Consider the following 15,045-nt stretch of genomic DNA (forward strand, 5'->3'; position numbering starts at 1 on the left):
TTCCATCTCCGTCTCAGCCACCATCTCTACTCGGCATCCTCGCCTGGGTTCCGCCGCTCGATCATCCCCAGTCCGATCCAGGAGATGACGACCTCGTCGTGCTGGTTGATCCCCTCCAGTCGGCTGTCAACGTACCCTCGTTTCGGGTCGCTCTCGGAGACTCGCTTGTCGATCACTTCCGTTCGAATCGAGAGCGTATCGCCCGGTTTGACCGGCCGCTTCCAGCGTAGTTCGTCGATGCCGCGGGCACCCATACTCGCCCGGTCGTCGATCGGTCCGTCGACGAGCAGCCGCATACACATCGACGCCGTGTGCCAGCCCGAAGCGACCAGTTCGCCGAACGCAGACTCCGTCGCCGCTTCCGTGTCGATGTGAAACGGCTGCGGGTCATAAGTGTCGGCGAAGTCGATAATTTCCGCTTCGGTCACGTGATACTCGCCGAACTCCATCGTGTCTCCGATTTCGATGTCCTCGTAGTACTTCATCACCTACTACTGGCTCACAGACGACAAAGAGGGTACGGGACGCGGAACAAACTGGTCTGAATTGGTGTGCGCCAAATCAGCACCGTCCTCAAATATACTCGCCCTCGCACTCGTACACCGACGGATCGGCCCTGAACGTTTCCGCGACCGTCTCGAGTGCGACGAACTCCGCGCGTTCGTGGCTTTTGACGTAGCGGATGAACTCCTCGAACAGCGTGAGCAGTCGCAGAACGCCCTCGCTGCCGGCCGAGAGGCCGCGCGAGAGGTCCGCTAGTGAGTCTTCGCCACCGTAAGAACCGAGCCAACCGGCGACGCAGTCCGTGTCGACGCCGATGGCAACGTCAATATCTCCCATCGTCACTGGGACGGGCACCGTCGACCGACAAAGAAGTGTTCTCCGACCGGATGACTGTGTTACAATCTGATTGGTTGGTCTTGCTGGTGGCTCAGACCGCCTGCAGATCGTGGATACTCACCCAGTGGCTTCCGTACTTCGCTTCGTGTTCTCGTGCGGCGCTGCTGGCTTCGACCCAGTCGGCGAGCTCCTGGTCGAAATCACAGCTGTCACAGCGGACCTGGTATGACATGGTTTATCATTCATCACGGGCCTCCTTAAGCCTTCGTCGGCTATTGGTTGGAAGTGTTATTCCGCACCGAGCGTCTCTAGTACCGGTGATTCCCATGGCAGTTGCCGCATCCACAGCGCCGAGTCAACGATGACGCGTTCGGACCCCTCCAGCAACTCGGCGTCGTCGGACGCCAGCCGTTCTGACCGGCTGCTGCACACGCCGCTCACGACTACCGATCATGACTTTTTCGAAAAAACGCCCGCAACGCAAACCGCATTTCGGTCGATCACGATCTTGTGTCACTTCCTACTACAAGCTACCTCGGCTACTCGCTCGTAGCTGAACTCGAAGCAGGTCGTCTGCTCAGCCGTGCACAGCCCGGTCGTCGACTGGCTCGTCAGCCAGCAGCGCGTCCAACTTCTCGAAACTCTGGTCGTACCCCTCGGCCATCCCATCTATATGTTCGGCAATCTCCGGCGTTGCCCGCACCACACTGGCTTCTACGACTAGTTCGGTCTCGTCGCCGCCTCGCTCCTCGAAAGTCACGACCGTGTCGACCTCAAGTTGGGGCTCGCCGTCCTCGTCGTGGAACGCCATGCTGGTGTACTCGAGTCGACTCGGCTCGTCGATGGCGCGGTAGACACCTTCGTCGGGATAAACCGTTCCGTCCGGTGCCTCCATGTCGATCCGGAACGTGCCCCCGGGTCGCAGGTCGACCTCGCAGTTAGGGACGGTGAAGCCGGTTGGCCCCCACCACTGCTCGAGTTGGTCGGGTTCGGTCCACGCGGCGAACACGCGGTCTCGGGGGGCGTCGAACGTTCGGTGGATGGTCGTATCGTAGTCGCTGGGGTCGAATTCTGACTCGGATTCGGCAGTTGTTTCGTCAGTCATTGGTCTCGTGCTCCAGATGGTCAGCCAACGCGTCCAGCCGATCCTCCCAGAAGACGCGGTACTGCGTCAGCCAGCTGAACGCAACGCTCAGCGGGGCTGCCTCCAGATGACACTGCCGCACGCGTCCGTCCTGTTCGACCTCGATCAGCCCGGCGTCTGCGAGCACTTGCAGGTGCTTCGACACCGCAGCCAGCGACATATCGTGTGGCTCGGCGAGTTCGGTGACGTTCGCCGGCCCGGTGGCAAGCTCTTCTATGAGCGCCCGTCGCGTCGGATTCGACAGCGCCTGAAAGATCGCGTCGAGCTGGTCATCGTCCACTCGTTGGGTAACCATCTAGTTGAGTACTCGTCGCGCAGACAGTTAACCATTTAGTTTAATATTGTGACCGTCGTCGACACTGTCTGTACTGCTGTTTTGATCGATTCTTGCTGCGCATCGGTCCGCCGTTTTCGATCCTGTTTTGGGACGATCCCCACCAGCGAACTCGGTTCCGTTTCACGGCATCGACTCGAGTACCTCCCGCGTCGCGTCCCGGTCGAACGCCCGGAGGGTCTCCGAACTCACGTTTCCGGCTTCGGTGACGGAGAGGACGGCCTGTGCAGCCGTTTCGTCATCCGGGAACTCGCTGATCGTGATGGTATCGTACTGGCCCATCAGCATGTAGAAGGACTTGAGTTCCCCGCCGAGGTCTTCGAACTGCTCTTCGATGCGGTCGATACGATCAGGGCTGTCCCGAATCGATGCCGCGCCTTGCTCTGTGAACTGCCACAGGGTGATGTATGGTGGCATGGCAGGGCAATCGCCACCGGCTGGTGTAATAAATTTCACAGGTGGTCGTAGTCTGCGAGCGAGTCGCTGCTGTGCGGTGGCCGGTCGGCCCAGTAGATGGACTGTGGGGCAGTTTACAGGGTCAGCGTTGAAGATCGGTGGGAGTAGTGCGGCGGGTACTCGAATGCAGTGCCTATAGTAGCCACTGCAAGTCAATGCACACCTGATCGCACGTCAGTTGTGCGACCAGTGTGTAAATAGTTGCAGTTGTTACTATAGTACGCGGTTTCGACAGCGAACAAGCGGGCAGATTTTGGATTGTACACCTTCTCCAAGCAGACACTCATCCGAATCCGATGTGATCGACTGAAACGAGATTGCAAGACAATCCTGAATCTCTATATGTGGACGGCGGCTGCAGAGAGAGTACGTGCGACCAACGAGACCACCAAACAGGCACCAGAAAACGAAAGAAAACGCAAAAGTTGGCCACTGTGCTGTGGAACTAACCGAATAGACTACGCGCTCAATCGACTACCCGAGCCGATTGTCTGCCATGTGGAACCATATAGTACTCGCTGATAAGAAGTTATTATCATAGTAAATATTACTGAGCGAGAGACTTACTGTTAGTGGTCGATACCGCTGAGGTCCTCGTCGCGATAGCGCCGAAGCTGGAGTTCGACCTGGTCGTTGAGACGTTCGAGTCCGTCGTCGACACCGAATTCGGGGATCACGTTGTCGGAGGCTTCAGCGATGAGGGTGCGGACGGTGTTGAACGGTCCCATTCGCGCGCCGTTCGTCGCAGGGGTGTTCTCGGATGCGAGGAGTTGTTCGATCGCGGTTTCATAGCCGGGTTTTTCGCGGAACCAGCCCTCTCGGTCGAGCCGCTCGACGGCCTCTTCGTGGATGGGGAAGTAGCCGGTTTCCTTGTGCCAGCGGGCCTGTTGTTTGGGCTGGGCGAGCCAGGCGAGAAATTCGGCGGCGGCGCGTCGCTCCTCGCGCGATGCAGCAGCAGTGATCCACAGCGAGCCGCCGCCGACGACGACACCGTGACGTTCTGCGGGAACTGGGAAGTAACCGGTACCGACATCGAAGTCGGCGTCGCCGACAACGGACGTCAGCGACGATGTGGAGTCAATGAGCATGGCGGCGTCCCCGGCGTGAAACCGCTCTCTGGCTTTGCCGCGAGCTTCGATGCCAGGATCGTGGTAGAGGCCGTCACGATCGAGTCCGGTGAGCCAGTCGTAGACGGTCCGTCCAGCGTCGCCGTCGAGATAGGCTTCGGTCGGCGTGCCGTCGCGGCCGTTGTTTTCGTCGACCAGCGGCTGGTTCTGTTCGGCGAACCACTGTTCGATGAACCACGAGTAGTTTGCGAAGGTAATTCCGGCGTCGACGACGCCAGCGTCGACCAGTTGTTCGGCGGCGTCTCGAACCTCGTCGAAGGTTCGCGGCGGCGACGTCCGTTGGAGTCCGGCACCGTCGAACGCCGCCTCGTTGAAGTAAAGCACCGGCGTCGAGGCGTTGAACGGCATCGAGTAAAGCTGGCCGTCGGTCCGGTAGTACTCAAGGACAGGGTCGAGCAATTCGTCGAGCGAGAGGTCGTGGCCCGAAAGGACTCGTTCAACCGGGACAAAGGCGTCGCTGTCGAGGGCGCGTTTCGTCCCAATCTCGTACAGCTGTGCAATCGCCGGCGGGGAACCACGTTCGACTGCCGAGAGCGTCGCATCGAACGTCCCGCGGTAGCTTCCTTTCGATCGGGATTCGATCCGGATGCCGTCGGTCTGCGCTTCGAATTCGGCGATGAGCTCGTCGAGTAGTACTCCCTTGTCGCCACCCATCGCGTGCCAGAACTCGAGGACAGTGGCGTCGGTTTCGACGCGGACAGTGCTGGTGTCGTACGTGTCAAGGAGAGACTCGATCGCGGTCGCCCGTTCCTTGAGGGCGGAGACACTGGCGGCGACCTCGGTTAGGGAGGTGGTCTGTTCCCGCGCGGCGACGGTTACGTCGTCAGTTTTCGTTGACGTATCGTCCGAAATGTCTGCGATGTCATCGGCCATCGAGACGATCGCTTCGACGGAGGACGCCTGCTCGTCGGTCGCCTCGGAGATTTCCTCGACCGCGACGGTCGTCTCCTCGATGTCGTCGACGAGGTCGGTGAACGCTTCGAGCGCCGACTCGGCGGTTTCGAGACCGGTGGTGACGCGCTCGTGCATTTCCTCGATCTCGGCGACGGTGTCATTGGTTTCGTCCCTGATCTCGTCGATCGAGGTTTCGATCTCTGCCGTCGCGTCGTGGGCCTCCTCGGCGAGGCTCTTGATCTCGTTCGCGACGACCGCGAACCCGTTACCTTCCTCGCCGGCCTTGGCCGCCTGGATCGACGCGTTGAGTGCGAGCAGGTTCGTCTCGTCGGCGATATCGCGGATCAGTTCGACGATCCCCTCGACCTCGGCGATCCGCTCATCCAGCCGCTCGACGCTCTCGCGGGCCCGCCCGGTCCGATTGTTGATGTCGTCGAGTTCCTCGAGCGCACCCGTCGCCGCGTTGCGACCATCCTGGCCGCGTTCGGCGACGTTCTGTGCGGTTGCGGCTGCTTCCGCGGCCGAACTCGCGATCTCTTCGGTTGTGGCCGAGAGCGTCTGGAGTTCGCCCGTCGCGGTGTCGATTCGCGCGTGTTGTTCGGTTGCACTATCGGAAATGTGCGATACCGCCGTACTCACCGTTTTACTCGTGTCCTTCACGTCGTCGACACGTGAACCGACGTGATCGCTGGCTCCGGTGACCTGCTCGCCGAACTCATCGACGTCGTCGATGGTCTCCGAAAAAGTGCGGACGAGTCGATTGAATTCCGCGGCGATCGCGGCGATGCGGTCGTCTGCTGCGTTTTCGTCTAGCCGTACCGTCAGGTCGCCGTCGGCACACCGATTCATGGCCGTTTGGACGCGCTCGAGTTCGGCATCGGCTAGATCGTCCGATTCGATACCACCGTCACCGGACCCGCCGTTGGTGAGCCGGTTGGCCCCGTCGTTCGACTCACGGGAGTCGGATTCGCTTGCTCGGTCAGCGGTCCCCGTCTCCGTTTGCGACTGGTCGCCCGAGGAACGCGTGCCCTTCACCATGACTACCACCCACACAACTAACCGTTAAATATGTTTTAGCCGAACGTGAGCGTGTCATAGAAACCGTCACGGACGAAGCAGCAGGGTGCAGAAAGTGTTGGTGACACGGGCCGGAACGAACATATTTATGTGAGTGATTTGGTCCCTTTGCCAGGGATTGTCATATGACGCATACCCAACAATGACTTAGTCGGATTGGTGCCCCGTCTCACGGAGGCCCTATCGGAGAAAGGCCCAGTAGTGGCTCTGAGGTTGGAGAAAACAGCCACTTGACTCGCGGCAGAAAAGTAGTAGGTTGGGCAGATTTGAACTACGCCCGAGAACCTGCGCCTGGGGCGCAGAACCTCGGTCTAGTTTAAATCAGCCGTAACAATTTTTCCCGGCGCGGACTCCTCGCTTCGCTCGTCGGTATTGCGTCGTGAAAAATGGGTTGGGGCAGATTTGAACTGCCGACTTCCTCCGTGTGAAGGAGGTATCATAACCGGACTAGATCACCAACCCGCACCCGGTGCTATCCGCGCATTCGACTTAAGACTTCCTTTCAGTCGGCAGTGTGACCCATCGACGCAGGCCCACACTGCCCTCTCTCACTACCAACCTCCTCTGCCACCCTCACAGCAAACTGTTGCCGAGAATTTCGATCCAGCGCGAGGTAGTACTCGAGTCCACCTCACTACTCACCCAAAATCCAGTTCACAACCACCCGCCAGCTCAATACCGCAATCCCTCAGTACTCCGGTGCTTCCTCCGGCTCACCCTCCCGCGCGTTGACGACGCGGCCGAAGGTGAACAGCCCGTCCGACAGTCGGTTCAGGTACTGGACGGCCTGTTCGTTGATCTCTTCTTCCTGTGCGAGGCCGACGGCGCGGCGTTCGGCGCGCCGACAGACCGTTCGCGCGTGGTGCAGTCGCGCGCCAGTGTCGCCGCCCGAGGGGAGGATGAACGAGGTCAGCGGCTCGAGTTCCTCGTCAAACTCGTCGATCCAGTCCTCGACGGTGTCGACGTGTGCGGCGGTGATCGCAGGGTCGTCCTCGTCGGGATCGGGGTTCGCGAAGTCGGCCTGCACGACGTGAAGGTGGTTCTGCACGCTTCGCAGGCGCTCGTCCACGTCGTCGTGGCCGGTTGGGCGGATCGTCCCGAGCAGCGCGTTGAGTTCGTCGACGGTGCCGTAGGCCTCGATACGGGCGCTCGTCTTCGAGACGCGGGTCATGTCCCGCAGGTCCGTCTGGCCATCGTCGCCGCGGCCGGTGTAGATCGACATGGCCGAACCGACGGAGGGCGGTTACTTAATTGCTGGCTGCCTGGCTGTGTCGTTGCTGACCGCTGCCAGTCGAACACGGGGTCCAGAACTGGAACCGCAGAAGCTGGAAGCCACAACCCAGAATCCAGAACCTGGCGGTCGGAACCAGTACGTTCAATTCGCTCCGTGCGCAAGCGCCCCGTATGGCGATGGAACTCGATCACGACTGCCCCGACTGCGGCGGCGAGCAGACCTTCTACCGCGCAGCGAGCACGACCATGCACCTCGGCGAAAAGGTCAAGTGGCACTGTCCCAACTGCGACTACGGCTTCGTCCAGATCAGCGACAACGGAACCGTGGTCGACTCGAGTGTGGACGCCTGAGACAGATCGCTGACTGCCCTCTGTTTCGTTTAGCTGTCGTCAAAGCCTGCACCGCAAGCCGCATCACTCCGACTCGGTTGCGCGCGACTGTGTCTCCAAAACCCACTCTGTGATGTCTTCGATAATGGCGTCTGCTACGTTGCCACCAAAAAAGAGACGGGTCTGCGTCACTGGGGCAGGACCTGGCTGGAAGTAGTGACCAATCCCCTCGTAGTATTCAGTTCGGCTGCCGGGTGGGAGGTCCGCTGATTGCCACGTCTCGTAGTGGTCGCGCACCATTTCGGCCAGTTCCGGCTGGCGTTCCGGGTCGGTTCGGTCCGTCTTCAGCACGAACGTCGGGGCCGCAAGGTCGCTCGCGGTGCCCACTGGGTCGTAGTCGTGATGGCTCTGGTGCCAGACGCCGGGGAACCCCCTAATCGTCTCGTCGGGTTCGAACTCGCAGTCTGCGATGCGCCGGAACGTTTCTCGCATGGCCTCGAACTCGGCTTCTTGTTCGTCGTCGAGCACACCGTCGACGTCCAGACTGTACCGTAGCCACGTGAGATTGTCTGGGTCGACGACCGGATCGGCAGTGCCGTCGAGCACGACGACACCGGCGGCGTCACCGTACCGGCTGGCGATCCGCGGCGCGCACAGTCCGCCCTGACTGTGTCCGGCGACGAACACGCTGTCAGCGGCGATGTCGTCGGCGTCGGCAAGCGTCGACATCGCAGCGACTGCATCATCGGTGACGACGGTGTCGAGCGTGTACTCGTCGTCGGGCACGTCGGCGGAGTTGAGCCGCTTCTCGTACCGGAGCGTGGCGATTCCGTTGCTCGCGAGCCCCCAGGCGAGATCCCTGAGAATCTTCGTTGCGCCGACGGTCCCGTTGGGGTCGTGGATCCCATGACCGTGGACGAGAACAACGCCGGGAACCGGGCAGTCGCTATCGGGAACCGCGAGGACACCCGCCAGTTCACTGTCTTCGGTGTCGACCATCACGTTGCGTTCGCTAAACGCACCGTGGTCGACGTAGTCGGGAACCTCGTACGCAGGATCGAACTCGAGATCGGCGACGCCATCCTCGTCGAACTCGAGTGTCGCGCGTTCGACGCCATCCACAAAGCAAAGCTCGACCATTACGTCAGCGTCGTCGACCGTGATCGCACCCACGTCCACGAACTCGCCGTACTGATTGTACAGTCCCCGCCAGTACGCTTCGAGCGCTGCTGTGGGCTCGAGTTCCCCGTCCTGGAACTGATCGGGATACGACGCAACGAGCTGTTCGTGTCCGTCCTCGCTGAGCAGCCCAACGGCAGTTGTGAACTGCCCCCTCCCGAACGCAACGGCGAACTCGTGTGCGTCGTCTTCGTCCGCGGTCTCTCCAGAACTCATTCGTGCGTGTCGCGTACCACACTCGTAGACGGGTTAAGCCCTTGTGTTCTAACACTTACTAGCTGTGTAGGACACTCGCCGACACGATCTTCGTTTGATGGGGCGAGAGTCCGCATGCTCCTGGGATCTCGCCACCGTTCTCAGCGACGCCGAAAACACCAACACACATAGTCGGCCAGTACGACCATTTTCTCAATGCAAGGACGCAGACTCGCGACAACGGAGGAGATCGTCGCGATTGTCAGTCCCGACAGCGACGGTGTTGTCGCCCGACTCGAGTCTTGGACGGCCGAGCGCGACATCTCGCTGTCGACGGTGGCCGTCGGTGACGACATCGACCACGTCTACGACGAAAACCGAGCGACACTCGGCGTGACGATTGGCGGTGATGGCACCTTCCTTGAGGGGATCAAGACCTTCGCGCCCCGGAACGTCCCGCAGATCGGCGTCAACACGGGGACACTCGCCTTCCTCGCGCGCGTTGAGCCCGAAGATCTAGAGGCGGCACTCGACGAGGTTATCCACGGTCGCGCCAAGGTCGATAGCCGCCAGCAGGTCGCGGTCCGCGGGGAAGAGATCGACGCAACGGGGATCAATGACGTGATGATCGAGCACGTGCCGCCAGAGAACCCGATCGACCGCAAGATCACGCAGCTCGATGTCTACGCCGACGACGAGTATATCGGTGAGTTCGAGGGAACCGGCCTCGCGGTCTCGACGCCGACGGGTTCGACCGGGATCTCGCTGTCCGCCAACGGACCGATTCATTACCCGGTCGACAACCACACGCTCCAGCTCGTCCCGCTGCACACCCACCAGCTCGGTGTCCGGCCAATCGTGGTCTCGCCCTCGACGGAGCTTCGGTTCGTGACTCAGGGGCCGGCAACGCTGCTAGTCGACGGCGGTCGGGCGAACGCCACGCTCGAAACCGGCGAGGAGGTCCTGATTACGGGAGCCGAGCGGCTCGCTCACGTCGTCCGGACGAGTTACGACGACCACTTCTTCACTGCGATTTCGAAGAAACTCGGCTGGGGCATCCGCGACGTAGATGAACCCCAGCGACAGTCCGCCACGGCGGGACGCGAGCGCACGACGAGCCTCTCCACCGAGTCGATCGGTCACGAGCACAGCCACGACCGTGTTCGGGACCCGGCTGTCGGCTCCGCCGCCATGACTGACGACGATTCCGCAGCGGTACTCGAGCGCGCCCATACGATCGCGACGGAAGCCGCCGAGGCTGCCGGCGAACCGCTGCGCGAACTGCACGGCCAGGTCGAGACTGTCGCCGTCAAGAGCAACAAATCGGATATTGTCACGGAGGCGGACCACCAGGCCAATCGGATCATCACGACCGTTATCGACAACGAGTTCCCCGACCATGGCATCGTCTCCGAGGAACAACCCCGGAGGAACGGCAAGAACGGCTATACGTGGGTCGTCGATCCCCTCGACGGAACCGGGAACTTCGCCCATGGGAACCCCAACTACTCGATTTCGATCGCCTTACTCGAGAACGGCACGCCAGCGATGGGTGTCGTCTACGTTCCTGAGACAGATGAGTTGTTCAGCGCGATCGCGGGTGTCGGCGCGTGGCGAGACGGCGATCCGATCGAGACGACGGATCGCGACCGGCTCGACGAGAGTATGCTCATCTCGGGTTACGACCCGGACGGCACCTTCCTCTCGCACTTCTACCAGGAGTCACGCGGCGTCCGCCGACTGGGATCGGCCGCGCTCAACCTCTGTTATCTCGCGAGCGGCAGTGCCGACGCGACCTGGGAGCACGACACCTATCCGTGGGACATTGCCGGCGGCCTCGTCATCGCCCGCGCTGCGGGTGCGACGATCACCGACGAGCGCGGCGAGCCGTTCGTCTTCGATCTCGAGACCGACGAGTGGACGGCACTGCTCGGCTCGAACGGCCCGCTGCATCCGGCGCTACTCGAACACCTCGAGACGGGGCTGCCAGACTACAACGGGGACCGGTAATCGGAACCGCTGGTTTGGCAGCTTCAGTGTGGCTGTGGCTGGCTGTTTCTGTGGCAGTAGCTGCTTGTTTCTATGACTGTCGTGTGGCTGTTAGCCGTCTTCATCGCGAACTGACATCAGCTACTCAAAGCTGTTTCGGTGGTGTGTTCACTGCTTCCTCCTCTCGAACACGCTTATCGTCACCGCTGTCCGTTGTAGGTGTACGAACATGTCACTCTTTCCGACCGAGATGGAAAGCGAACGCCTCCGGTACGAGCGGCTCCACCCGGGGGAGTTCAACGCGTACGAACTCTACGAACACGTCCGGACCGGCGCACCCCACATCGACGAGTTGACGAAGTACATGACGTGGGACCCACACGCCCACCCGAAGGAGTCGTTCGATTGGGTCGAACAGGCTGGTGAGAAGTTCGACGACGGCGAGGCTGCAAACTACCTCGTTCGTCCGACCGAGGGCGAGCGGGCCGGTGAACTGGCCGGTACTGCGGGTCTTTTCGCGGACTGGGATCGTCGGCGAGCGGTCTTCGGCACGTGGTTCCGGAAACCATTCTGGGGCCGTGGCTACTCCGGCGAGCGCGCCGCCCGTATGCTTGAGCTCGCCTTCGATCGGCTAGATCTCGAACTGGTCGCCGTTTCACACGACCCGGGAAACGAAAAATCGCGCCGCGCTATCGAGAAGTACGTCGACCGCTTCGGCGGTCGCAAGGAGGGTCGGCTCCGCAACGAGATCGTCATCGACGACGAGCCGCGAGATGCCGTCCAGTACAGTATCTCGCGCGATGAGTGGGAACGGAACTGCGAGTGAGTCTGCTGGACGCTGAACTCTGAACTCTGAACCCTGAAAAGAAAATCTGAACCGGAAAACGGCTCTCCTACGTGTCTTCCTCGGCTAACTCGTGCCAGGACAGCCGCGGATTCCGCGCCGCGCTGGTCTGGTCGATCCGCCGTGCCGTCGTCCGCTCGGGAGCATCCTCAAGTACCTTGTTGCTCTCCTTGGCGACAGCGTTGAACGCCGCCGCGAGGCGATCGAGTGTATCCTTGCTCTCGACTTCCGTCGGCTCGGTCATCAGCGCCTCGGGGACGATTTCGGGCCACTTCGTCGTCGGCGGGTGGACGCCGTAATCGAGCATCCGTTTTGCGACGTCGGCTGCGTCCTGGTCGCCCGCGCTGGCGACGAACTCGTGGTGGAACGGCCCGTAGGGAATCTCGTACTCGATCTGGCTTGCGAGGTAGTTCGCGTTGAGCACCGCCTTGGCGCTTGCGTCTGCCAGGCCCTCGTCGCCGAGGCGGGCAATGTAGGCGAACGCCTTCACGAGGACGAGCCAGTTGCCCTGGAAGCCGTGGACGTTGCCGATTGTGTGTTCGGGGTCGAACAGTTCGTAGGTCTCTGCGCCGTTCGCTCCGCCACCGACCTCGCGGACGCGAGGCGCAGGCAGGAACGACTCGAGTTCAGCCACGACACCAACAGGTCCCGCGCCGGGGCCGCCGCCGCCGTGTGGCGTCGCGAACGTCTTGTGGACGTTGTAGTGCATCACGTCGAAGCCCATATCACCCGGTCGCGCGCGGCCAAGTAGTGCGTTCAGGTTCGCGCCGTCGTAGTAGAGGAGGCCACCGACGTCGTGGACCATGTCGGCGATTTCCTCGATGTCACGCTCGAACAGGCCGAGCGTGTTAGGGTTCGTGAGCATCAGTGCCGCGGTGTTTTCGGAGAGAGCGGCCTCGAGTGCTCCGAGGTCGACGCGTCCGTCTTCGTCGCTTGGCAGGGAAACCACGTCGTAGCCGCCGAGCGCGGCGGTCGCGAAGTTCGTCCCATGGGCGCTCTCGGGGATGATGACCTCGTTGCGGTGGCCCTCGCCGTTGTGCTCGTGGTAGGCCGCGGCGACGCGAATGCCGACAAACTCACCGGCTGCACCCGCGGGCGGCTGGAGCGTAACGGCGTCCATGCCGCCGATTCGGCCGAGGTAATCCTGCAGTCGATACAGCAACTCGAGTGTCCCCTGAATCGACTCCTCGGAGCGGTCGGGGTGGATCGCAGCCGAGGGAAGCGCCGCCACGTCCTCGGTGAACTTGGGGTTGTACTTCATCGTACACGAGCCAAGCGGGTAGGGACCGCTGTCGATCCCGTAGATCATCTGCGAGAGGCGCGTGTAGTGGCGAGCCAGCTCCGGTTCGGAGAGTTCTGGCAGTTTGATCGAGTCTCGTGTGAGGTCGTCGGGGAGTGGCGAGTCGCCGTCGTCGCCGATGTCGACGCTGGTCTGGTCCTTTTCGGAGAGGAGCGGTTCGTACTGGCCGTCGTTGACGTAGCGAGCCTGGTCGTAGCGGACCTGGCTGGCGTCCGTCGTTGGGTCGGTCGGTGTCTGATCGTCACTCATCGAACCACCTCTGTGATTGTCGCGACGAAGTCGTCGAGGTCGTCGTCGGGGACGCCGGCAACACAGACTTGAATCTCGTGCTCGCCGACGACGTGGACCGCGAAGCCGCGTTTCTCGAGATCCTCGGCGATCGCCGGCGCGGGCTGGTCGACGTGTGCAACGAACTCGCGGATGTGGTGGCGGTCATGAACTGGTGCCTGGACGCCGTCGAGCCCGTCGAGTCGCGCTGCGAGTTCCTCGGCGCGCGTGACGCCGCGCTTTGCGAGGTCGACCATTCCGTTCGGGCCGAGGGAGGCTGCGTGCATCGCTGTTCGTAGCGCAACCCAGGCCTGGTTCGTACAGATGTTACTCGTCGCGCGTTCGCGACGGATGTGCTGTTCGCGGGTCTGCAAGGTGAGCGTGAACACCCGTCGGTCGGTCTCGTCCTCGCTCACGCCGACCAGTCGGCCGGGCACCTGTCGCAGATACTCCTCGCGACAGGCAAAGAGGCCGAGCCCCATCCCGTAGCTCGTCGGCAGACCGAGGACGCTCGCGTCGCCGATGACGACGTCTACGCCCACGTCCGCGGGTCGCTGGAGCAAGGAGAGTGCGACCGGATCCGAGCCGAGGACGAACAGCGCATCAGCACCGTCTGCGATATCGCCGATCGACTCGAGTTGCTCCTCGATTGTCCCGCGCACGGTCGGGTTCTCCGCATAGACCATAACGACGTCGTCGTCCACTGTGGACTCGAGTGCACCCACGTCGACGGTGCCGTCGTCGGTTGGGTACGACTCGACGGTGAGGTCGGTACCGGCGACGTAGTTCTCGAGCGTGCTTCGTCGGCCGTCTCGCAGGAGGTCGGGGACGAGCACGCGGTGGCCGCTCGTCGAGCGGACGCGCTCTGCGAGCGTCGCGGCCTCGCCGAGGGCCGTCGCGGCGTCGTACATCGAGCAGTTGGCGATTTCCAGTCCTGTGAGTTCGACCAGCAGTGACTGGTATTCGAACAGCGCCTGCAGGAAGCCCTGGGAGACTTCGGGCTGGTACTGCGTGTAGGACGTCAGAAATTCGGATCGGTCCGCGAGATGATCGACGAGCGAAGGAATGTAGTAGCCGTAGTGACCTCGCCCGAGTAGTTCCGTCAGGTCCGTGTTCCGGTCGAGCACCGAGCGCACGAGTCGGCGCGTCTCGCGCTCGGACCGTGCGTCAATCCCGAACTCGTCGGTGAACCGAACGTCCTCGGGAATGTCAAAGAGTTCGTCGACGGAGTCGACCCCGATCGCCTCGAGCATTACTGTGCGTCCATCGTCCGTATGGGGAGCGTAGGGACTCCCCGTCGTGTGTGTATCAGACTCGTTCATACCGCCTCTCTACGTGATTGTACTGGATGGTCGTACTGCTGGTACTGGTACCCGGTTCGCCCGTGCAGCCGGTGTGGCCCAGCACCCTCCTCGGCCCGCTCTCGGAACCGCGAACTGCCGTTCGAGACACGATAACTGTCTGTTACAGCTAGGGGATAATTAACGCACTCGTTCCGGTGAGCGGGACCTGATCTGCTGTCGAAATAGACGGTGGAATTACTGGGTACTTGAGTTCGAGTTGTCAGCGGCGGCACTGTCGTCTGTTTGGGTGTTGTTCGGTTTGCTCGGTTCGTCCGTGTCGGTGTCACTCTCATCTGTATCGCGGGTCTCGTTGTCGCCGTCGCTCTCAGGGTCGTTGTCACCGTTTCTATCCGTTCCGACGCCGGCACCGACCGTCTGCACTGCCTCGTCCTCACCTGGCTGTCCGGTACCGGTGACGGGTTCCGTCCCCGCTGCTCGCTCGCGGGCGAACAGGTCGAGTGTAATCCTGTCTCTTATACACATCTCTGATGGC

The 15,045-nt window shown here is 61.8% G+C and carries 14 protein-coding genes, 1 tRNA gene and 2 pseudogenes; 3 read left to right on the forward strand and 14 right to left on the reverse strand.

The features are described 5' to 3' along the window. Positions 1 to 26: 26 nt before the first annotated feature. From C482_RS13000 to C482_RS13035, 10 genes and pseudogenes are all read right to left on the reverse strand, one after another. Positions 27 to 485 carry a MaoC family dehydratase gene (locus C482_RS13000; protein ID WP_006168097.1) on the reverse strand — a complete coding sequence of 153 codons (459 nt, stop codon included), beginning with the start codon at positions 483 to 485 and terminating at the stop codon, positions 27 to 29. Positions 486 to 609: 124 nt separating this feature from the next. Next, positions 610 to 840, reverse strand: a pseudogene (locus tag C482_RS21200) (polysaccharide deacetylase family protein); the annotation flags it as partial. A gap of 91 nt (positions 841 to 931) precedes the next feature. After that, positions 932 to 1,072, reverse strand: a complete 141-nt coding sequence (locus tag C482_RS21840) for a hypothetical protein (RefSeq protein ID WP_006168099.1) — start codon at positions 1,070 to 1,072, stop codon at positions 932 to 934. A gap of 56 nt (positions 1,073 to 1,128) precedes the next feature. After that, positions 1,129 to 1,281 carry a hypothetical protein gene (locus C482_RS21530; protein WP_161605601.1) on the reverse strand — a complete coding sequence of 51 codons (153 nt, stop codon included), beginning with the start codon at positions 1,279 to 1,281 and terminating at the stop codon, positions 1,129 to 1,131. A 136-nt stretch (positions 1,282 to 1,417) separates the two neighbouring features. After that, a complete protein-coding gene (locus C482_RS13010) occupies positions 1,418 to 1,945 on the reverse strand; it encodes an SRPBCC family protein (protein WP_006168100.1) in 528 nt (175 codons plus the stop codon). Continuing rightward, complete coding sequence (locus C482_RS13015; protein WP_049896698.1) at positions 1,938 to 2,279, reverse strand: ArsR/SmtB family transcription factor; 342 nt, start codon at positions 2,277 to 2,279, stop codon at positions 1,938 to 1,940. Before C482_RS13015 ends, C482_RS13010 begins: the two co-directional genes overlap by 8 nt. 162 nt (positions 2,280 to 2,441) lie before the next feature. Continuing rightward, on the reverse strand, positions 2,442 to 2,735 hold the full coding sequence (locus C482_RS13020; RefSeq protein WP_006168102.1) for a GYD domain-containing protein: 294 nt from the start codon (positions 2,733 to 2,735) through the stop codon (positions 2,442 to 2,444). A 608-nt stretch (positions 2,736 to 3,343) separates the two neighbouring features. Next, entirely contained in the window at positions 3,344 to 5,833 is a 2,490-nt protein-coding gene (locus tag C482_RS13025; RefSeq protein WP_006168103.1) for a methyl-accepting chemotaxis protein, read from the reverse strand. A 426-nt stretch (positions 5,834 to 6,259) separates the two neighbouring features. Then, positions 6,260 to 6,334: transfer RNA gene (locus C482_RS13030), tRNA-Val, on the reverse strand. A 226-nt stretch (positions 6,335 to 6,560) separates the two neighbouring features. Beyond that, the gene (locus C482_RS13035) at positions 6,561 to 7,094 is read right to left on the reverse strand and encodes a cob(I)yrinic acid a,c-diamide adenosyltransferase (RefSeq protein WP_006168104.1); all 534 of its coding nucleotides are present in this window, start codon (positions 7,092 to 7,094) and stop codon (positions 6,561 to 6,563) included. A 182-nt stretch (positions 7,095 to 7,276) separates the two neighbouring features. Here C482_RS13035 and C482_RS13040 point away from each other — a divergent pair, with 182 nt between their 5' ends. Further along, positions 7,277 to 7,456: a DUF7838 family putative zinc beta-ribbon protein gene (locus C482_RS13040; RefSeq protein WP_006168105.1), complete on the forward strand. Its 180-nt coding sequence runs from the start codon at positions 7,277 to 7,279 to the stop codon at positions 7,454 to 7,456. Positions 7,457 to 7,519: 63 nt separating this feature from the next. Here C482_RS13040 and C482_RS13045 read toward each other — a convergent pair whose 3' ends face one another. Continuing rightward, positions 7,520 to 8,830: an alpha/beta hydrolase family protein gene (locus C482_RS13045; RefSeq protein ID WP_006168106.1), complete on the reverse strand. Its 1,311-nt coding sequence runs from the start codon at positions 8,828 to 8,830 to the stop codon at positions 7,520 to 7,522. A 195-nt stretch (positions 8,831 to 9,025) separates the two neighbouring features. Here C482_RS13045 and C482_RS13050 point away from each other — a divergent pair, with 195 nt between their 5' ends. Together C482_RS13050 and C482_RS13055 are read left to right on the forward strand one after the other, a co-directional pair. Beyond that, positions 9,026 to 10,819, forward strand: coding sequence for an NAD(+)/NADH kinase (locus C482_RS13050; RefSeq protein ID WP_006168107.1), 1,794 nt, complete (start codon positions 9,026 to 9,028; stop codon positions 10,817 to 10,819). A gap of 208 nt (positions 10,820 to 11,027) precedes the next feature. Then, on the forward strand, positions 11,028 to 11,624 hold the full coding sequence (locus C482_RS13055; RefSeq protein ID WP_006168108.1) for a GNAT family N-acetyltransferase: 597 nt from the start codon (positions 11,028 to 11,030) through the stop codon (positions 11,622 to 11,624). A 67-nt stretch (positions 11,625 to 11,691) separates the two neighbouring features. On the opposite strand, the gene gcvPB is transcribed toward C482_RS13055, so the two are convergent. The 3 genes and pseudogenes from gcvPB to C482_RS13070 form a co-directional block, all read right to left on the reverse strand. Continuing rightward, positions 11,692 to 13,191, reverse strand: coding sequence for an aminomethyl-transferring glycine dehydrogenase subunit GcvPB (gene gcvPB, locus C482_RS13060; RefSeq protein ID WP_006168109.1), 1,500 nt, complete (start codon positions 13,189 to 13,191; stop codon positions 11,692 to 11,694). Then, positions 13,188 to 14,531, reverse strand: a complete 1,344-nt coding sequence (gene gcvPA, locus C482_RS13065) for an aminomethyl-transferring glycine dehydrogenase subunit GcvPA (RefSeq protein WP_049896700.1) — start codon at positions 14,529 to 14,531, stop codon at positions 13,188 to 13,190. The genes gcvPB and gcvPA overlap by 4 nt, the downstream gene beginning before the upstream one ends. A gap of 216 nt (positions 14,532 to 14,747) precedes the next feature. Next, positions 14,748 to 15,045, reverse strand: a pseudogene (locus C482_RS13070) (AI-2E family transporter); the annotation flags it as partial.

This window comes from Natrialba chahannaoensis JCM 10990 (assembly GCF_000337135.1).
In the GTDB taxonomy this organism is placed as follows: Archaea; Halobacteriota; Halobacteria; order Halobacteriales; family Natrialbaceae; genus Natrialba; species Natrialba chahannaoensis.

Coding starts and splice junctions, on each gene's coding strand:
- C482_RS13040 (WP_006168105.1), top strand. CDS start 7,277: ATGGCGATGGAACTCGATCACGACTGCCCCGACTGCGGCGGCGAGCAG.
- C482_RS21840 (WP_006168099.1), bottom strand. CDS start 1,072: ATGTCATACCAGGTCCGCTGTGACAGCTGTGATTTCGACCAGGAGCTC.
- C482_RS13010 (WP_006168100.1), bottom strand. CDS start 1,945: ATGACTGACGAAACAACTGCCGAATCCGAGTCAGAATTCGACCCCAGC.
- gcvPB (WP_006168109.1), bottom strand. CDS start 13,191: ATGAGTGACGATCAGACACCGACCGACCCAACGACGGACGCCAGCCAG.
- C482_RS13055 (WP_006168108.1), top strand. CDS start 11,028: ATGTCACTCTTTCCGACCGAGATGGAAAGCGAACGCCTCCGGTACGAG.
- C482_RS13045 (WP_006168106.1), bottom strand. CDS start 8,830: ATGAGTTCTGGAGAGACCGCGGACGAAGACGACGCACACGAGTTCGCC.
- C482_RS13000 (WP_006168097.1), bottom strand. CDS start 485: ATGAAGTACTACGAGGACATCGAAATCGGAGACACGATGGAGTTCGGC.
- C482_RS13020 (WP_006168102.1), bottom strand. CDS start 2,735: ATGCCACCATACATCACCCTGTGGCAGTTCACAGAGCAAGGCGCGGCA.
- C482_RS13025 (WP_006168103.1), bottom strand. CDS start 5,833: ATGGTGAAGGGCACGCGTTCCTCGGGCGACCAGTCGCAAACGGAGACG.
- gcvPA (WP_049896700.1), bottom strand. CDS start 14,531: ATGAACGAGTCTGATACACACACGACGGGGAGTCCCTACGCTCCCCAT.
- C482_RS13035 (WP_006168104.1), bottom strand. CDS start 7,094: ATGTCGATCTACACCGGCCGCGGCGACGATGGCCAGACGGACCTGCGG.
- C482_RS13050 (WP_006168107.1), top strand. CDS start 9,026: ATGCAAGGACGCAGACTCGCGACAACGGAGGAGATCGTCGCGATTGTC.
- C482_RS13015 (WP_049896698.1), bottom strand. CDS start 2,279: ATGGTTACCCAACGAGTGGACGATGACCAGCTCGACGCGATCTTTCAG.